This is a genomic window from Pseudomonas sp. GD03903 (assembly GCF_029840045.1).
GTDB lineage: Bacteria > Pseudomonadota > Gammaproteobacteria > Pseudomonadales > Pseudomonadaceae > Pseudomonas > Pseudomonas pseudonitroreducens.
Window position 1 is genome coordinate 190,813 of the sequence record NZ_JAOCBT010000003.1, and the last position, 18,276, is coordinate 209,088.

An 18,276-nucleotide genomic window follows, 5' to 3' on the forward strand; every position below is an offset into this window, starting at 1 on the left:
CGATTGAGATGGGATTTCGATATGACGATGTGTCGTTCCTGGCTGCTGTTCAGCGCCGCGTTGCTCAGTGGTTGCGGCTCTTACCACACCCTGCACAGCGATGATGTGGTGAGTGCCAGCGAGCTGAACCTCAAGGGAACCTATTGCGGGGCAATTCCGCGCGTCTACGGCGGAGTGGTCTGGGATGCCTGCCAGCTGTACGGCGAACCACCGGCCGATACCGGCTACACTCCGCCCTCCGCACCAGCCAATCACACCTTTGGCCCGCAGATCCTGCCCTTGCTGGACATGGCCTTTTCTGGCGTTGTCGATACTTTCGCATTGCCCTACACCCTGTACCGGCAGAACCGCGACGGCAGTATCCAGTTGACCCACGACTGACCCGTCTAGAGTAAGAGTTCCAACTTCCCCGGGAGCTCTTTCGATGAATGTATTGAACGGCAAGGTCGCAGTGGTTACCGGCGCGGCCAGCGGCATCGGCAGGCAGATTGCCCTGACCCTGGCGCAAGCTGGCGCGGCCGTGGCTATCGCCGACCTGCAGGAGGACGCCGCCCAACGCGTGGTGGCGGAGATCGAAGCCGTTGGTGGCAAGGCCCTGGCGGTCGCGATGGATGTGACCGACGAGCAGGCGGTGGACAGCGGCATCGATCGCGTCGTCGCCACCTTGGGCAGCGTCGACATCCTTGTCTCCAACGCCGGCATCCAGATCGTCAATCCGATTCAGGATTTCGCCTTCGCCGACTGGAAGAAGATGCTCGCGATCCACCTCGACGGCGCCTTCCTCACTACCCGCGCGGTGCTGCGTCATCTGTACCCGGCTGGGCGTGGTGGCGTGGTGATCTACATGGGCTCGGTGCACTCCCATGAAGCCTCGCCACTGAAGTCCGCCTATGTCACCGCCAAGCACGGCCTGCTCGGCTTGGCGCGCACCCTGGCAAAGGAGGGCGGGCCGCACGGCGTGCGTTCTCACGTGGTGTGCCCAGGTTTCGTGCGCACGCCTCTGGTGGAAAAGCAGATTCCCGAACAGGCCAAGGAGTTGGGCATCAGCGAGGAAGCCGTAGTGAAGCAGGTCATGCTCGGTGGGACGGTGGATGGCGAATTCACCACCGTGGAGGACGTGGCGCAGACGGTGCTGTTCCTGGCCAGTTTCCCTTCAGCGGCGCTCACCGGCCAGTCGGTGCTGGTCAGCCACGGCTGGGGGATGCGCTGAGGACTGCAGAAGGACAATGACCCCGTCTCGTGAGGGGACGAGCGGGGTCATTGGGTCGACTTGCTTGCGCCTGCTGGAGCCCTGGTTCACCCGGGGCGTCTGCCTCTTCCGGGGCCGGGCTCGTTGCGTCGGCGCAGGTGTAGATTCCTACATTCGGGCGACTGGTTATGTAGTGGATTTCCCCGTCATGGTGTCAGGAGGTTCTTCAGTATGTAGGGCGGACAACCCGGAGCGGGTTATCCGCCGATAGCATGACGGCGTATAACGCTGGCGCGTTAACGCCCTACGGTCTGGACTCCAGGAGCGGGAGGTCAGACTGCCTTGGGCAGCGGCGCGAACAGCGCGTCGATATCCGCGTCGTCCAACTGCCAGTCGGCGCCGGAACCCTCGAGGATGCCGGCGGCCAGTGCGGCCTTGTCGCGTTGCAGCAACTGGATCTTCTCTTCCACCGTCCCGCGGGCGATCAGCTTGTAGACGAACACCGGCTTGTCCTGACCGATACGGTAGGCGCGGTCGCTGGCCTGGTTCTCCGCGGCCGGGTTCCACCAGGGGTCGTAGTGGATCACGGTATCGGCGGCGGTCAGGTTCAGGCCTACGCCACCGGCCTTCAGGCTGATCAGAAACAGCGGTACGCGGCCTTCCTGGAAATCCTTCACGGGGGCGCGGCGGTCGCGGGTGTCGCCGGTCAACAGGGCATATTCCAGATTGCGCTCGGCCAGTGCTTCGCCGATCAGTGCGAGCATCGAGGTGAACTGTGAGAACACCAGTACGCGGCGGCCCTCGGCCAGCAGCTCCTCGAGCATGTCCAGCAGATAGACCAGCTTGCCGGATGTGACCGCGCGGGCGGACTTGCCCGTGGCCGGCGGGGCTTCCTTGTTGACCAGGCGGATGTCGCAGCAGACCTGGCGCAGCTTGAGCAGCGCCTCGAGGATGATGATGCGGCTGCGCGCCAGGCCGCGGCGGGCGATCTCTTCGCGCACCTTGCGATCCAGCGCCAGGCGCACGGTCTCGTAGAGGTCGCGTTGCGCCTCGCTGAGTTCTATGTGCTGGATGAATTCGCTCTTGGGCGGCAGCTCCGAGGCCACCTGTTCCTTGGTGCGGCGCAGCAGGAAGGGGCGGATGCGCGCGGCCAGGTGCGCCAGGCGGCCCTGGTCGCCATGGCGCTCGATGGGCGTGCGGTAGTCCACGGCGAATTGCCGGGCGTCGCCCAGCCAGCCGGGCAGCAGGAAATGGAACAGCGACCACAGCTCGCCCAGGTGATTCTCCAGCGGCGTGCCGGTCAGGCACAGGCGGTTGCGTGCGCGCAGGTGGCGCGCGGCCTGGGCTGCCTTGGTGGTGGCGTTCTTGATGTTCTGTGCCTCGTCGAGGATCAGCAGGTGGTATTCGTGCTGCCCGAGCTTCTCGGCATCGCGCGGCAGCAGGGCATAGGTGGTGAGGATCAGGTCGTGTTCGGCGATCTTCGCGAACGCCTTGCGCCGGCCCGCGCCGTGCAGCGCGAGCACGCGCAGGTCGGGGGTGAAGCGTTCGGCCTCGTCCAGCCAGTTGGGGATCAGGCTGGTCGGCATGATCACCAGTGCCGGGCTGGTCAGGCGCCCGGCCTGCTTCTCCAGCAGCACGTGGGCGAGGGACTGCAGCGTCTTGCCCAGACCCATGTCGTCGGCGAGGATGCCGCTGGCGCCGACTTCGCGCAGCGTCTGCATCCAGCTCAGGCCCTCGTGCTGGTAGGCGCGCAGCTCGGCGTTGAGGCCGGCGGGAATCTCTGCCGGCTGGGCACGGTAGTCGCGCAGGCGATGGGCGATTTCGCGCAATTGCTCGCCGCCCTGCCAGGTCAGCGGCAGTTCCTCCAGCTCGGTAAGGCGTGCGGCGTCCGGTGCGCCCATGCGCAGACGGCGCACGGGTAACTGCTCGCCGATGTAGAACTCGGACAGCGTGCCGAGCATCGGCTTGAGCTTGCCGAACGGCAGCGAGACGCGCAGCGGTCGGTCGGAGGCGGTCTGCCAGGTATGGATCGGATTGCGCCCGGCATCCAGGCGCAGCACCAGTTGTTCATCGTCGGCGTGGCGGGCGAGGGCGATCGGGTCGAGCAGTGCCGGCATGCGCCGGATCAGCTCGATCAGCGCCGGCAGCAGGCTGATGCGCCGGCCCTCCACCTCGATCCCCAGTTCCAGGTCGAACCACTGGCGGTCGTCGGTTTCCTCGATCTCGGCGTACCAGTTCTCCACCGGCGTGAGGTCGAAGACGAATTCCGGGCGGATGTCGATTTCCCAGCCTTGCTCACGCAGTTGCGGCAGGCCCACTCGCATGAATTCCTGCCAGGCGGAATCGTCGGGCAGCTCGAACATTTCCCCGGCGCTGTCTTCCAGCGCATCGCTGCGGCGCATCGCCGGCTTGAAGCCGAGCTCGCGTAACTCCAGGCGCCAGGCGTGCTCCAGCTCCAGCGCGCGGCTGACGCGGACGATCTGGTCGTCGCGGAACACCCGGATCTCGCGGCCCGAGCGCGCGGTGACGCTGCCGGAAACCGGCATCTCGCCATACAGGAAGGCCAGCGCGGCGCGGTGCCGGGAAATATTCTGCATGCGCCCGCTGCGCAGGTCGAAGCCGCTGTGCACGTGGCTGCCCAGGGTCAGCCGTGGCCGGGGCGCGAGTTCGTCGCGCTCCACGTCGAGCTGTGGAGATTCGGCGGGTGGCTTCATCCGAGTGTCCTTCCGGCAGTCCAGCCGAGTACGCAAACGCCCGATGATACCGCGATTGTTCTCGGGCGTGACGCGCAAGAACCCGCCCACGACCAGCTGCGCGTCGGTAAAAACGGCGTTAAAAACAGGCTCAGAATGCTCATTTACTATTCGTAAACTGCGCTTCTTCGCCTGTTTTTGCCTTGTTTTACTCTAGCTCGCTTGGTCGCGGACGTGCTCTGAGGAAACCGGCGGTCAGCGGGCGAAGCGTTTCGCCCCCGCCACGCACAGCACGACGGCGACGGTCGCGCCGGCCATCAGCGGGCTGATCTGTTCGTGCAGCAGCAGGCCGGCCAGCGCCAGGCCGAAGAATGGCTGCAGCAGTTGCAGTTGGCCGACCGCGGCGATGCCGCCGGTGGCCAGGCCGTGATACCAGAAGAAGAAGCCGATCAGCATGCTGAACAGCGACACGTAGCCCAGGCTCAGCCAGGCCGGCCAACTGGCGCCGGTGAAGGTTGCCGGCTGGGTGTACCAGGCCAGCGGCAGCATCAGCGGCAGGGACAGCACCAGCACCCAGCAGATCACCTGCCAGCTGCCCAGGTGACGGGCGATGCGCCCTCCCTCGGCATAGCCCAGGCCACAGACCGCCACGGCCGCCAGCATCAGCAGGTCACCGGTGACATTGCCCGCGCCGCTCTGTGACAGGGCAAAACCCGCCACCACGGCGCTGCCCAGCAGCGAACAGATCCAGAACGCCGGGCGCGGTTGCTCACCGGCGCGGATCACGCCGAACAGCGCGGTAGCCAGCGGCAGCAGGCCGACGAAGACGATGGCGTGGGCCGAGTTGACGTGCTTGAGCGCCAGCGCGGTGAGCAACGGGAAGCCCACCACCACGCCGCCGGCGACTACCAGCAGGGGGATCAGGTCCTTGCGTGCCGGCAGCTTCTGCCGCAGCACCAGCAGGATCGCCGCCGCCAGCAGCCCGGCGATGCTGGCGCGGGCGAGGGTGAGGAAGGTCGGGTCGAAGTCGGCCACCGCTACCCGCGTCGCCGGCAGTGAGCCGCTGAAGATGATCACGCCAAGGAAGCCGCTGAGCCAGCCGTCAAGGTTGCTGTTGCTGGCGAGTGTGTGGGGGTTGTTCATGGTGGGTGTTCCGACAGGAGAGCGAGCCTGGAGGATGCGCGCCGGGCTGCCGGGCGGCCAGTGACAGAAAGGTACAATTTGAGCAAACTGTCCGTAAATTATCCCGGTACAAATTGCCCCGGAAGTGATCCGGGGACAGGCGAGGACGACATGGGCAGACCCAAGGGCACGCGAGTCGATTCGGTGATCCACCACGTGCGCGAGCGCTTGGCAGCGCGGGCGCTGGTGCCAGGCGAGCGATTGCCGTCCATCCGCCAGCTCGCCGAGCAACTGGAGGTGTCCAAGACCACCGTGGTGGAGGCCTACGACCGCCTGGCGGCTGACGGCGTGATCGCCGCCCGCCGCGGCTCCGGCTTCTATGTCAGTGGCCACGCGCCGCCGCTGTCCCTGGCGGACGTCGGCCCAGCGCTGGACCGCAGCATCGACCCGTTGTGGATATCCCGGCAGTCGCTGGAAGCCGCCGACACCTCGCTCAAGCCCGGTTGCGGCTGGCTGCCGCCGTCCTGGCTGCCGGAGGAGGAGCTGCGCCGTGCGCTACGGCAGATCGCCCGCGCGCCGCAATCCAGCCTGCTGGAGTACGGTCGCCCTTATGGCCACTCCGGGCTGCGCGAGCAACTGGCGAGGCGGCTGGCTGATTACGGCGTGCCCGTTGGTCCGCAGCAGGTGGTGCTGACGGACAACGGCACCCAGGCCATCGACCTGGTCTGCCGCTTCCTGCTGGAACCGGGCGACTGCGTGCTGGTGGACGACCCCGGCTATTTCAACTTCCAGGCCCTGCTGAGGGCGCACCGCGTGCAGGTGGTGGGGGGGCCCTACACCCCGAACGGGCCGGATGTCGCGGCCATGGCCAAGCTGCTGGAGCAGCATCGCCCGCGTCTGTACATCACCAACTCGGCCTTCCACAACCCCACTGGCGCGGTGTTGTCGCCTCTGGTCGCCCATCGCCTGCTGAAGCTGGCCGAGGCCCATGACCTGCTGATCGTCGAGGACGACATATTCGGAGACTTCGAGCACGACAGCGCGCCACGCCTGTCGGCCTTCGACGGGCTGGAGCGGGTGATCCAGGTCGGCAGTTTCTCCAAGACGCTGTCGGCCTCGGTGCGTTGCGGCTACATCGCCACCAAGCCGGAGTGGTGCGAGCGCCTGGTGGACCTGAAACTGGCGACCAGTTTCGGCAACAGCCCGTTCAGCGCCGAGATGCTCTACGAGCTGCTGCGCAAAGGCAGCTATCGCCGTCACCTCGATCATCTGCGCGGCCGCCTGGCCGACGCCATGGGCGAGACGCTGCTGCGCCTGCGCGCGCTGGATATCCAGCCATGGCTGGAGCCGCGTGGCGGGGTCTTCGTCTGGGCCCGCCTGCCGGACGGGCTGGATGCCGCGCAGGTGTCGCGTGCTGCCCTGGCCGACAACCTGGTGCTGGCGCCGGGCAACGTCTTCAGCCTCAGCCAGAGCGCTGCCGGTTACCTGCGTTTCAACGTTGCGCAGTGCCAGTCGCCCCGCGTGTTCGAGGGCCTGGAGCGGGCCATGGGACAAGTGCGCGGGCGTTGATGAAGGACAATTCGTCAACCACCGCGGTGAAGTCTGTAGCGGGAGTCGGAACGCCGGAGGCTATGAGTGACCCTGGCGAGGCCGAAAGGTCGGCGGAAAATTGAACGGTTGTACAAGCGAATCTGAAAAGACTGACTTCACAGTCGAAAAGGTTGCGCTAACTCAACAGCGGGCGAGCCTCTAGCATTATCGATTCAGCAAACGGGCAGTACAGGCTTCCCGTGATCAATCGATTAATCACAAGAGGAGCATTTCCCATGGCCGAGCCCTGTCAGTTGTACCTCAAGGTCCGCATCAGTCGTTCCAGGCTCGATGACTACCTGCGCCACGAAGCAGGCTCGGCGGCCTGCTTCAAGGACCTCGAGCATTGGCTGGATGGCAATCGCCATCGGCGCGGCGGGCTGACCTGGAGCGAGCTCTGCGAACTGGGTCAGGGCACCACCGCGGCGGCCTGGGTCTCAGGCTGGGGGCGGCACCAGCGCTCACCGGCGTGGAACCACTATGACGACGCAACCCAGACCTGGAGCCTGGGCGTGCTGGAGTTCCCTGAAAGCCGGGACTGGATCATCGGTGCGATCAACGTGTTTCGACGAGTCGCCGAATACAAGGACCTGCCGGGCACCGACTACCTGCTGATCTACGAATACCTGTTCGGCAAGGGCACGGTGGTCGCCGCCGTCGAACTCACTCCCGGTGCTTCGCGCATCCTCGAAGAACCGCCGCCCCTGCGTCTCACGGCCGAGGCCGATCGCACGATGAACAGCCTGTTGCGTGCCATGGATGTCAGCGCGCCGTACGCCGTACAGCGGAATTCGGACACAGATACTCACAAACAGCGTTTCTGAGTTCTTTTAATTGAGAATCAGTATCATATAATTGCGCCTTTCCATCGCCCGCCCAGGAGTGCCCTGGGCGGCCCAGCAGGATTCACCTCGATGTGCGTTTCCCCGCGCCCGACCCAACCGAGAGCCGACGCATGAGCGGAACCCGATTCGGTGCCGTTGCCGCCCGTATCCTCAGCGCCGTGGTTGGCGGTTATGCCCTGGCCTACACCGCCACGGCCTTCTTCAGCGTCTACCTGCCGATGTCGCGTTCGGACCGCGTATCCCTCGCCAGCCTGGCCTGCTTCATTGTCTGGGTCGCCGCAATCATCTACGCCTTTGGTGCGAAGAGCCCGTGGCGCGCCGTCTGGGCGCCCGCTGCGCTGAGCATCGTGCTGGGCCTGGCGGCTTTCCTGCCGACGGCTTACGGGGTGCGCCCATGAGCCTGCGCCAATCGATGTCCGGCCTGCACACCTGGAGTGGGCTGCTGGTCAGCTGGATTCTCTTCGTCGTGCTGTTCTCGGGCACCGTTGCGGTGTTCGACAAGGAACTCACCCGCTGGATGACTCCGCAGCTGCACAAGCTGGAGCAGGTGAGGGTTGGCGCCGACCAGGTGCGTGAGTTGATCGTCGAGCGCGCGCCCAAGGCCCACGGCTACTGGATGCACCCGCCCACCGAGCGCATGCCCTACTGGACCGCGGGATGGGAGCCGGCGGACTTCAGCGAGTTCCAGTCCTTCCTGGTGGACGCGCAAAGCGGCGAAGTGCTGCCCAGGACCGTCGGCGGCAACTTCTTCCTCGAGCTGCACTACGAACTGCACGGCGGGATGATCGGCCTCTACGTGGTCGGCGTGGCCGGCGTGTTCATGCTGGTGGCGCTGGTCAGCGGGGTGATCGTCCACCGGCGCATCTTCAAGGACTTCTTCACCCTGCGCCCGAAGGCGGCGAAGCAGCGCGCCTGGCTGGATGCGCACAACGTGCTCGGCGTGCTCGGCCTGCCGTTCCACCTGCTGATGGCGTACACCGGGCTGGCGATCTTCATCACCTTCTACATGACCGCCGGCATCAAGGTGGCCTACAAGAACGACATGGAGCATTTCTTCCATGACGTGCAGGGCGCCTTCGACCGCGAAGCGCTGGGCAAGCCGGCCAAGGCGACCAAGTCCATCGACAACATGATCCTCAAGGCCCGCGAAGCCTGGGGCGACGACAGCCAGGTCGGCTGGATCAACATCGAGAATCCCGGCGACGCGGCAGCGATGGTGCAGGTCCGCAAGGCGGTGGACAAGGGCATGGTCAACGACCAGCGCACCGTGTCCTTCGATTCCGGCAGCGGCGCGCTGCTGCACGTGCAGAAGCCCTACAAGCCGGGCTACAAGACCTACGCCTGGCTGACCGGCCTGCACATGGCGCAGTTCGGCAACGACCTGCTGCGGGTGATGTATTTCGCCCTTGGCCTGGTGGGCTGCGTGATGGTCTTCGGCGGCCTGCAGGTCTGGGTGAGCAAGCGTGAAACCCGTGGCCACCGCGGCGTGGGGCTGGTACGCACGCTTAATGGCGCGGTCTGTGGCGGCCTGCCGATTGCCTCCCTTGGGCTGCTGGCGGCGTCGCGCCTGCTGCCGGCCGATCTGCCTCAGCGAACCCGCTGGGAAGCGACTGCCTTCGTGGTGATCTGGTTGCTGGCGCTGGCCCACGCACTGTTGCGCCGTGGCAGCCGCGCCATGGCCCGCGAGCAGTTTGTCGCCCTGGCGGCGTTGGCCTTGCTGCTGCCGCTGCTGAGCCTGTTCGGCTCCGAGCCGGGACGGATCACGACCCACATCGCCAACGGCGACTGGATGATGGTCGGTATCGATCTCGGCCTGCTGCTGATTGGCGGCCTCTGTGCGTTCCTCGCCTGGCGTCTGGGGCAGGAGCGCGCGCAATCCACGCGCGCGCGGCGTGCCCGCCATGAGGAGTACGCCTGATGCTGCTGGTGTTCGGTCTCAACCTGCTGGCGCTGGCAGCGGCCTGCCTGTCGCTTTCCCGTCACCACCGTGACCTGTTCGGCAGTGCGCCGTCCGCGTTCCGTGTGCGCCTGCTGCGTATCGTGGCGCTGGTGGACGGCGCGCTGGCGCTGGCCTATGCGATCCATGTCATCGGCGTCGAACTGGGCATCGTCTACTGGGCGTGCCTGCTGATGATCGCCTGTGCCATGCTCGTCCTGCTGCTGGCCTGGCGGCCGCGCTGGGCGTTGCCGACGGCAGCAGCGATGCCGGTGATCGGTGGGGTGCTGGCCGTACTCGGCTGACGCTTCAGGCTTTTGCAGGAGCGAGCTTGCTCGCGAACAGATTTCTTGATTGATCCGCTGGTGTGCGGTTCGCGAGCAAACTCGCTTCTACAGGTCGGGTGTTCGCGCAGGATCGGCCAGCGGCCTACTCCTCGAACGCCTGCCGATATTCCCCTGGCGTGCCGCCCACCACCGAACGAAATCGATTGGCGAAGTGGCTGGCGCTGGAGAATCCGCAGGCCAGCGCTACCTGGCTGAGCGGCTGGCGGGTATCGCGCAACAGACGCTGCGCCAGGGCCACCCGGCGGGCCAGCACGTATTGGTGCGGGGGCATGCCGAAGCTCTCGCGGAACATCCGCGCGAAGTGGTATTCCGACAGCGCCGTCTGCATCGCCAGTTCGCCCAGTGACAGCGGCTGGTCCAGGCGCTGCTCGATGTACTCGGCAACGCGCCGGCGCATGGTCGGTGCCAGGCCGCCCTTGAGCTTCAAGCCCTCGCGCAGGCCGACCTGGTTCAGCAGCAGATGGTCGATCAGGTCATGGGCCAGCGTGCTGGTGCGGATGCGTTCGCCCGGCTCGTGCCAGTCCAGCTTCACCAGTTGGCGAAAGCGCGCGGCCTGCTGCGGGTCGTCGAGGAAGGTCCGTTCTTGCAATTGCAGTTCACGCGGCTCGCGGTCCAGCAGGCGGATGCAGCCGAGGGCGAACTGCTCCTGGCCGATATAGAGGTGTGCCAGGCGGATGTCGCCGTTGACGATCCACGCCGACTCGGCGCCGGCCGGCATCACGCAGAGCTTGTCCGGCGCGCCCTTGCTGCCCGGCGCACCACGGCGGAAGGTGCCGGTGCCGTCGTTCAGGTAGCAGGACAGCGTGTGGTGGCTCGGCGCGTGGTAATCGCGGGCGTCGTGGCTGTTGCTCCAGATCGCCGCGGACAGCCCGTCGCCCAGCTCCGCGCAACGCTCCAGGCGGGCGTTGGGCGAGGCGTTCATCGACTGGAAGACTTCGAGCTGCGAAATGGCTGACATGGGTGTTCCTCTAATGCCTTCACTCTACCCGCGCGGGCGCGCCTTGCCAGCCCGGTTGTCGCAATAAGCGCAAGAATCTGCAAGCCGGCGCCGGGGCGCGGCGGGAGACTGTTTTTCCAGTCATCCGGAGATCGCCATGAATCTCTCGCTCTACCTGCTCACGGTGCTCATCTGGGGCACCACCTGGATCGCCATCAAGCTGCAGGTCGGCGTGGTCGCCATTCCGCTGTCCATTGCCTACCGCTTCAGCCTGGCGGCACTGGTGCTGTTCGCCTTGCTGCTGGTCTCCCGGAAACTGCAGCCGTTGGGCCGGCGCGGGCAGGCGATCTGCCTGGCCCAGGGGCTGTGCCTGTTCTGCGTGAACTTCCTGTGCTTCTACACCGCCAGCCAGTGGATCCCCAGTGGCCTGGTCGCCGTGGTGTTCTCCACTGCCACCCTGTGGAACGCGCTGAATGCGCGAATCTTCTTCGGCCAGCGCATCGCCCCCAACGTACTGGGTGGCGGGGCGTTCGGCCTGGCGGGGCTGGCGCTGTTGTTCTGGCCGGAGCTGTCCGGGCACCAGGCGACGCGGGAGACCTTCTACGGCCTGGGCCTGGCGCTGTTGGGCACGCTGTGCTTCTCGGCGGGCAACCTGCTTTCCAGCCTGCAGCAGAAAGCCGGGCTGCGGCCGTTGTCGACCAATGCCTGGGGCATGCTCTACGGCTCGCTGATCCTGCTGGCGATCTGCCTGGTGCAAGGCGTGCCGCTGACTTTTGATAGCAGTGCGCAGTACGTCTGGTCGTTGCTGTACCTGGCCATTCCCGGCTCGGTGATCGGCTTCACCGCCTACCTGACACTGGTCGGGCGCATGGGCCCGGAGCGTGCGGCCTATTGCACGGTATTGTTCCCGGTGGTGGCGCTGAACGTCTCGGCCTTCGCCGAAGGCTACCAGTGGAGCCTGCCAGCGCTGGCCGGGCTGGGGCTGGTGATGGCCGGCAACGTACTGGTGTTCCGCAAGCCCAGGCCGGTGCTGCAGCCGGCACGGGCGTGATTGATCGTCGGACCGTTAACGGGAAACCCTGACGTAGGATGGGTGGAGCTTGCGATACCCATCAACGGTGTCCGCACATAGATCGATGGGTATCGCTTCGCTCCACCCATCCTACGAAGAGCTTCGCTCGATCAGGCCTTCCAGGCCTGCGGATTGACCAGGTTCTTCGGACGCTCGCCACGCAGGGCGGCTTCGAAGTTGCCCAGCGCGCATTCCGCCATGGCGCGGCGCGTTTCGTGGGTCGCCGAGCCGATGTGCGGCAGGGTCACGGCGTTGGGCAGGGCGAACAGCGGCGACTCGGCCAGCGGTTCTTTCTCGTAGACGTCGAGGCCGGCGGCAAGGATGCGCTTCTCCTGCAGCGCTTCCACCAGCGCTGCTTCGTCGATCACCTGGCCGCGGGCAATGTTGACCAGGATGCCGCTGGGCTTCATCAGCTCCAGTTCGCGCTTGCCGATCAGCTTGCGGGTCTTGTCCGACAGCGGCACCACCACGCAGACGAAATCCGCCTCGCCCAACAGTTCATCGAAGCCGCAGAAACGCGCGCCCAGTTCCTGCTCCAGCTCCGGCTTGCGGCTGTTGCCGTGGTAGAGGATGTCCATGTTGAAGCCGAAGTGGCCGCGGCGGGCGATGGCTGCGCCGATGCGGCCCAGGCCGAGGATGCCGAGCTTCTTGCCGTGCACGTCGACGCCGAAATGCTGGGCGTCCACGGTGCGTTTCCATTCGCCGGCCTTGGTCCAGGCGTCCAACTCGGCAGTGCGCCGGGCGGCGGCCATAATCAGGGCGAAGCCGAGGTCCGCAGTGGTTTCGGTGAGCACGTCCGGCGTGTTGGTCAGCGGGATGCCGCGCTGGTTCAGGTAGTCCAGGTCGTAGTTGTCGTAGCCCACCGAGACGCTGGAGATCACCTCCAGCTGCGTGGCCTGGGCCAGTTGCTTCTCGCCCAGCGGACGGCCGACGCCGATCATGCCGTGGGTGGTCGGCAGGGCGGCCGCCAGCTGTGCGTCGACGTCGCCCTGCTTGGGATCGAGCACGGTGACGTTGAACTGGCTGCGCAGGCGGTCGAGGTGTTCCGCGGCAAGGCGGCTGAAGACGAAGACGTTCTTTTTCATGGCGCTCGGAAGGCTGAGGGAATCAAGGGCCTAACCCTACCATCGGCGGGCCGGAGCGTTGCAAGGGCTGCTTGCGTGGCGGGCGATTATCGAACGTGAGTAGTTCCTAGAGGACTGTTCTAATTAACTTGCAAACGGTATTCCGGGTGGGTTCCTCAAGCAAATCACGGGATGTGCTCGAAGCCGCATCGACATTAGCGGCGCATGAGCTCTGAAATGCCAGATACGCAGATAACCCCACCACACACACGATAAAGCCCAACACAGTCCACAGTTTCATTTCCAACTCCCATTTTGATTAGAGAGTTGAATTTGCTAGCTAACACTAATCGGCCGCTAGACGGGAGGTCCTGCATTCTCGAACGTCATGGATGTAAACGGTGTAGGACGTGGCTGGCTGCGGAAAATGTAAGAGTCCAAGCGTCAAAGCTCAGCATACAAAGATGGGTTCGCGGGCAAGCTCACTGAACACCGGGGTAGGGAGTTACACAGTGAGCTTGCCCGCGAAACACGACGAAAAGGCTGGTCAGGGTCCCACATCGGCGAGGCCGGCGCCATCGGCCTGGAGTACGCCAGGGAGGTTCTCGCGCAGGTAGGCTACCCAGGTCTTGATCTTCGCGTCCAGGTACTGCCGCGACGGATACAGCGCGTAGACGTTGAGAATCTGCAGCTTGTAGTGCGGCAGCACGCGCACCAGCGAGCCATCGCGCAGGCCGTCGATCGCCGAGTAGACGGGCAGGGCGCTGATGCCCATGCCCGAGCCGATGGCCTCGGTCATGGCGTCGCCGACGTTGACCTGAAACGGCGAGGGACCGAGGGTGATCATTTCCTGGCCGTTGGGGCCGTCGAACAGCCATTTGTCCAGTGGCAGCACCGGGCTGATCAGGCGCAGGCAGTCGTGCTCCATCAGTTCGGTGGGCGTCTTGGGTGTGCCGCGTCGGGCCAGGTAGTCGGGCGAGGCACAGAGAATGCTGTAGGTCTCGCCGATGCGCTGCGACACCAGGCCCGAATCGGGCAGTTCCGAGGCGACCACGATGGCCACGTCGAAGCCTTCGTCGAGCAGGTCCGGCACGCGGTTGGCCATGGTCAGCTCGAAGGTCACGTCCGGGTGCTGCTGGCGGTAGTTGGCGATGGCGCGGATCACATAATGCTGGCCGATGCCGGTCATCGAGTGCACGCGCAGGCGGCCGGCGGGACGGGCGTGGGCATCGCTGGCCTCGGCCTCGGCTTCCTCGACGTAGGCGAGGATCTGCTCGCAGCGCAGCAGGTAGCGCTGGCCGGCCTCGGTCAGGGCGATGCGCCGGGTGGTGCGGTTGAGCAGGCGGGTCCGCAGGTGCGATTCCAGATTGGCGACCGCGCGGGATACGTAGGCGGTGGTGGTGTTCAGCTGCTGCGCGGCGGCGGTGAAACTGCCGGTTTCCGCGACACAGGCGAACGCACGCATGGTCTGCAGTGTGTCCATTGGGGCCTCGTCGGTGGGGCGTCTGTCCCGGGTGGCGACGCCAATGAAGCGATACGTCGCCGCCGCCGGCATGTCCTTGATGAGTGGCAATGCGCGGAGCAGAGCGGGGGCGGCCTATTGTCACATGGATGGCGACACACATTGTTTCATTATCGGTAATAAACAATCACAAAACAGCCGGCTTATCCGTTCCCTTTCCCGTCCCTAGAATTCAATCGCCGCAACTGGCTTTGCCGGCTCTCCACGCGTAAAAGCCCTACTCTGAATAGCTAGACCACTTCCAGGACCTCCACCGTGTCGCGTCACCTCGTGAAAGGACTGACGTTCGTCGGCTCCTTTGTCATTTTTTCAACAATCGCCGGATGTATCAGCACCAACGGCATCGCCCCGCAGGAACAGCGCCTGGGCGATACCGAGCTGGCCACCGACGCCGCCATCGCGCACGCCAACCAGGAAGCTGGCTGGCCCGCCGAGCAGTGGTGGCGCGCCTATGGTGATCCGCAGTTGAATAGCTGGGTGCAGACTGCGCTGGACGGCAGCCCGACCCTGGCCCAGGCCGAGGCACGGGTGCGCATGGCCATGGCCATGGCTGGCGTCGCCGAGTCCGCCGAGTCGCCGCAGATCAGCGGCGATGCCTCGCTGACCCGCCACCGCTGGCCGACCGACTATTTCTACGGCCCGGGCGAGCTTGCCGACACCACCACCTGGAACAACAACGCTGCCCTGGGCCTGAGTTATTCGCTCGACCTCTGGGGCCGCGAGCGCAGCAACACCGAGCGCTACGTCGACATCGCCAAGATGACTGCCGCCGAGGCGCGCGTGGCCCAGCTGGAGCTGGAGAGCAATATCGTCCGCGCCTACATCCAGCTGTCGCTGCAATACGCCGAGCTGGACATCGGCAAGGCCATGCTGGCTCAGCAACAGGGCATCCTCGCCCTGGCCCAGCGCCGCCTCGATGGCGGCATCGGCACGCATTTCGAAGTCAGCCAGGCGGAAGTCCCGCTGCCGGAAACCGAACGCAAGATCGAAGCGGTAGACGAGGAAATCCAGCTGACCCGCAACCAGATCGCCGCCCTGGCCGGCAAAGGCCCCGGCGCCGGCGCCTCGATCCGGCGCCCGAGCCTCAAGCTCGCCGAGGGCCCCGGCCTGCCCAGCAAGCTGCCGATGGAACTGCTCGGCCATCGCCCGGACGTGGTCGCCAGCCGCTGGAAAGTTGCCGCGCAAGCCAAGGGCGTGGACGTCGCCCGCGCCGAGTTCTACCCCAACGTCGACCTGGTCGCGAGCATCGGCTACAGCGCGGTCGGCGGCGGCATGCTGGAATTCCTCAATGCCGAGAAATTCACCTACGGCGTCGGCCCGGCCATCTCCCTGCCGATCTTCGACGGCGGTCGCCGTCGCTCGCAGCTGAGCCAGGAATCGGCGGGCTACGACGCCGCCGTGGCGCAGTACAACCAGACGCTGATCAACGCGCTCAAGGGCATTTCCGATCACCTGATCCGCATGCACTCCATGGAGCTGCAGCAGGGCTTCGCCGAGAAGTCCGTGGCGTCGGCCCAGCGCACCTACGACATCGCCACCAAGGCGTACCGGGGCGGTCTGACCGACTACCTCAACGTGCTCAACGCGCAGACCCGCCTGTTTCAGCAGCAACTGGTGGAACAGCAGGTTCGCGCCGCACGCCTGGCCACCCATGCCGGCCTCGTCGTTGCCCTCGGCGGCGGCCTGATGGACAAGCAGGAAGGCCCGAAGGAGCACAAGATGGTCCCGGAAACCGTCGACGTCCGTGCGGCCCAGGGAGCCGAGCGCTGATATGGCGGCGAACGACTTCAGCGCCCATCCGACACCGCTCGACGCCCTGCGTCGCGCGCTGCTGGAGTGGGGCCGCAGCGACGGGGTCACCTGGGTGTACATCGCCAAGGTGCTGCTCGCCGCGCTGCTGACGCTGTGGCTGGCGATGCGCCTGGAGCTGCCGCAGCCAAGCACGGCGACCATCACCGTGTTCATCGTCATGCAGCCGCAGAGCGGCCAGGTGTTCGCCAAGAGCTTCTACCGGATTCTCGGCAGTGTCGTCGGCTTGACCGTGATGGTCGCGCTGATCGCCATCTTCGCCCAGCAGCGCGAGCTGTTCCTGCTGGTCTCGGCTCTGTGGATCGGCCTGTGCACCGTCGGCGCCGCGCGCTACCGCGACTTCCGCTCCTACGCCTGTGTGCTCGCCGGCTACACCGCCACGCTGATCGGCCTGCCCGCCACGCTGCATCCGGAAGCCGCGTTCATGTCGGCGATCTGGCGCGTGCTGGAAATCAGCCTGGGGATTCTCTGCTCCATGGTGGTCAGCGCCACGCTGTTCCCGCAGACCTCCAGCACCGCCATGCGCAGCGCGCTGTACCAGCGTTTCGGCGCCTTCGCCGGCTTTGTCCTGGACAACCTCGGCGGTGGCGACCGCGGCAAGTTCGAGGCGTCCAACGTGGCCTTCGCTTCCCAGGCCGTTGGCCTGGAAGCGCTGCGCAGCGTCACCCGTTTCGAAGACCCGCACATGCGCCTGCGTTCCGGCCGCCTGTCGCGCCTGAACAACGAGTTCATGGTCCTCACCACCCGCTATCACGCGCTGCACCAGTTGCTGGCGCGTCTGCGCGCGCAGGAAGCCGACGCCGTGCTGCGCGCCCTGCAGCCGTGCCTGGACGAACTGGCCCAGGTGCTCGCCCCATGGCGCGGCCAGTCGGTCACTGACCGCGATGCCGAGCGCCTCGCCGCGCAGCTGGAAAGCCACCGCACGCGGATGATGCAACGCATCCGTTCCGGCCGCGCGCAGTTGCTGGAGGAGCAGGATGAGCCTGCCGCGCTGCTGGACTACAACACCGCCGGCGAGCTGCTCTACCGCCTGGCCGACGACCTCTACAACTACGCCCTGACCCACGCCTCCCTGGCCGCGCACAAGCACGAGCGGGAGAACTGGAAGCACGGCTTCTCGCCCAAGGCCAACCTGGTCGCCTCGCTGGTGGCGGGCGGCCGTACCGCGCTGATGGTGCTGGTGTTCGGCCTGTTCTGGATCGAGACCGCCTGGCCCAGCGGCAGCACCTTCGTGCTCAACGCCGCCGCCGTCGCTGCGTTGGTATCGGCCGCGCCGGACCCGGCGAAGATGGCCATGCAGATGGCCGTGGGTACCTTCTTCGCGGCGATCCTCGGCTTCTCCGAGACCTTCTTCGTGTTCCCGCACCTGGACGGCTTCGCCCTGCTGGCGTTCGCCCTGGCACCGGTGTTCGCGCTGGGCGCGTTCTTCTCGATCAAGCCCAAGTACGCCGGCTACGGCCTGGGCCTGCTGGTGTTCTTCAGCTTCGGCGCGATCCCGGCGAACCTCACCGTCTACGATCCGGGCCGCATGCTCAACGAGTACATCGCCCTGGTGCTGTCGCAGAGCCTGGCCGCGGTCGTCGCCGCGGTGATCATGCCGCCGACCAGCGCCTGGCTCTGGCGGCGCCTGGAGAAGGACCTGCGCCTGCGCGTGGTGGAAGCCATCAGCGGCAGGCTCGACGGCCTCGTCTCGTCCTTCGAGAGCGGCACCCGCGACCTGCTCAACCAGGCCTACGGCGTAGCCGCGCGCAGCCCGCAGATGCAGCGCCGTCTGCTGCGCTGGACCTTCGTGGTGCTGGAAATCGGCCACTCGATCATCGAACTGCGCGTCGAGCAGGAGAACCTGCCGGCCGAGCCCTGCTATGCCGAGTCGACGCCCTGGCGGCAGTCGATCCGTACCATGGGCCGTGCGCTGATCCGCCTGTTCGTCAAACCCTGCGAGGCCAACCGCGAGCGTGCCCTGGCCGCCGTGGAGCAGGCCATCGATTGCGTGAAGACCACCGACGAGCCGCGCGCCCCGGACTTCGAAAGCTCGCCGCTGCGCCGCGTGCTCAGCTACCTGCACTTCATCCGCAGCAGCCTGCTCGACCCACAGTCGCCGCTGCGCGACGGTGAAACCTCTTCAGGAAAGATCACCCATGTTGCCTGAC

Annotated in this window: 15 protein-coding genes; 10 read left to right on the top strand and 5 right to left on the bottom strand. The window is 66.0% G+C overall.

Going from position 1 to position 18,276, the window contains the following annotated elements:
* Positions 1-21 precede the first annotated feature (21 nt).
* Both N5C91_RS05795 and N5C91_RS05800 read left to right on the top strand, forming a co-directional pair.
* Positions 22-381, top strand: coding sequence for a YceK/YidQ family lipoprotein (locus tag N5C91_RS05795; RefSeq protein WP_279828416.1), 360 nt, complete (start codon positions 22-24; stop codon positions 379-381).
* 43 nt (positions 382-424) lie between these two features.
* The gene (locus tag N5C91_RS05800) at positions 425-1,210 is read left to right on the top strand and encodes a 3-hydroxybutyrate dehydrogenase (protein WP_236172826.1); all 786 of its coding nucleotides are present in this window, start codon (positions 425-427) and stop codon (positions 1,208-1,210) included.
* 311 nt (positions 1,211-1,521) lie between these two features.
* Here the strand turns inward: N5C91_RS05800 and N5C91_RS05805 are convergent, their stop codons facing one another.
* Together N5C91_RS05805 and N5C91_RS05810 are read right to left on the bottom strand one after the other, a co-directional pair.
* Positions 1,522-3,552: a DEAD/DEAH box helicase gene (locus N5C91_RS05805; RefSeq protein ID WP_279828680.1), complete on the bottom strand. Its 2,031-nt coding sequence runs from the start codon at positions 3,550-3,552 to the stop codon at positions 1,522-1,524.
* 585 nt (positions 3,553-4,137) lie between these two features.
* Positions 4,138-5,025, bottom strand: a complete 888-nt coding sequence (locus N5C91_RS05810) for a DMT family transporter (protein WP_279828419.1) — start codon at positions 5,023-5,025, stop codon at positions 4,138-4,140.
* 150 nt (positions 5,026-5,175) lie between these two features.
* Between N5C91_RS05810 and N5C91_RS05815 the strand changes: the two genes are divergently transcribed.
* The 5 genes from N5C91_RS05815 (at position 5,176) to N5C91_RS05835 (ending at position 9,680) form a co-directional block, all read left to right on the top strand.
* Positions 5,176-6,573, top strand: coding sequence for a PLP-dependent aminotransferase family protein (locus N5C91_RS05815; RefSeq protein ID WP_279828421.1), 1,398 nt, complete (start codon positions 5,176-5,178; stop codon positions 6,571-6,573).
* Between the two features lie 257 nt (positions 6,574-6,830).
* Positions 6,831-7,418, top strand: coding sequence for a hypothetical protein (locus N5C91_RS05820; RefSeq protein ID WP_279828423.1), 588 nt, complete (start codon positions 6,831-6,833; stop codon positions 7,416-7,418).
* A 131-nt stretch (positions 7,419-7,549) separates the two neighbouring features.
* Positions 7,550-7,837: a DUF3649 domain-containing protein gene (locus N5C91_RS05825; protein ID WP_236199408.1), complete on the top strand. Its 288-nt coding sequence runs from the start codon at positions 7,550-7,552 to the stop codon at positions 7,835-7,837.
* Positions 7,834-9,357 (top strand): PepSY-associated TM helix domain-containing protein, encoded by a 1,524-nt coding sequence (locus N5C91_RS05830; protein ID WP_279828426.1) that lies wholly within the window; start codon positions 7,834-7,836, stop codon positions 9,355-9,357. The genes N5C91_RS05825 and N5C91_RS05830 overlap by 4 nt, the downstream gene beginning before the upstream one ends.
* Positions 9,357-9,680, top strand: a complete 324-nt coding sequence (locus N5C91_RS05835) for a DUF3325 domain-containing protein (protein ID WP_279828428.1) — start codon at positions 9,357-9,359, stop codon at positions 9,678-9,680. Before N5C91_RS05830 ends, N5C91_RS05835 begins: the two co-directional genes overlap by 1 nt.
* A 124-nt stretch (positions 9,681-9,804) precedes the next feature.
* On the opposite strand, the gene N5C91_RS05840 is transcribed toward N5C91_RS05835, so the two are convergent.
* A complete protein-coding gene (locus tag N5C91_RS05840; RefSeq protein ID WP_279828430.1) occupies positions 9,805-10,680 on the bottom strand; it encodes an AraC family transcriptional regulator in 876 nt (291 codons plus the stop codon).
* Positions 10,681-10,816: 136 nt separating this feature from the next.
* Between N5C91_RS05840 and N5C91_RS05845 the strand changes: the two genes are divergently transcribed.
* Positions 10,817-11,710: a DMT family transporter gene (locus tag N5C91_RS05845; protein ID WP_279828432.1), complete on the top strand. Its 894-nt coding sequence runs from the start codon at positions 10,817-10,819 to the stop codon at positions 11,708-11,710.
* 131 nt (positions 11,711-11,841) lie between these two features.
* On the opposite strand, the gene N5C91_RS05850 is transcribed toward N5C91_RS05845, so the two are convergent.
* Together N5C91_RS05850 and N5C91_RS05855 are read right to left on the bottom strand one after the other, a co-directional pair.
* On the bottom strand, positions 11,842-12,816 hold the full coding sequence (locus N5C91_RS05850) for a D-glycerate dehydrogenase (protein WP_279828434.1): 975 nt from the start codon (positions 12,814-12,816) through the stop codon (positions 11,842-11,844).
* Between the two features lie 526 nt (positions 12,817-13,342).
* Positions 13,343-14,278: a LysR family transcriptional regulator gene (locus tag N5C91_RS05855; protein ID WP_236172816.1), complete on the bottom strand. Its 936-nt coding sequence runs from the start codon at positions 14,276-14,278 to the stop codon at positions 13,343-13,345.
* Between the two features lie 309 nt (positions 14,279-14,587).
* Here N5C91_RS05855 and N5C91_RS05860 point away from each other — a divergent pair, with 309 nt between their 5' ends.
* Entirely contained in the window at positions 14,588-16,087 is a 1,500-nt protein-coding gene (locus tag N5C91_RS05860) for an efflux transporter outer membrane subunit (protein WP_236173002.1), read from the top strand.
* A 1-nt stretch (position 16,088) separates the two neighbouring features.
* On the top strand, positions 16,089-18,275 hold the full coding sequence (locus N5C91_RS05865) for an FUSC family protein (RefSeq protein ID WP_279828436.1): 2,187 nt from the start codon (positions 16,089-16,091) through the stop codon (positions 18,273-18,275).
* The last annotated feature ends 1 nt before the right edge of the window (position 18,276 follow it).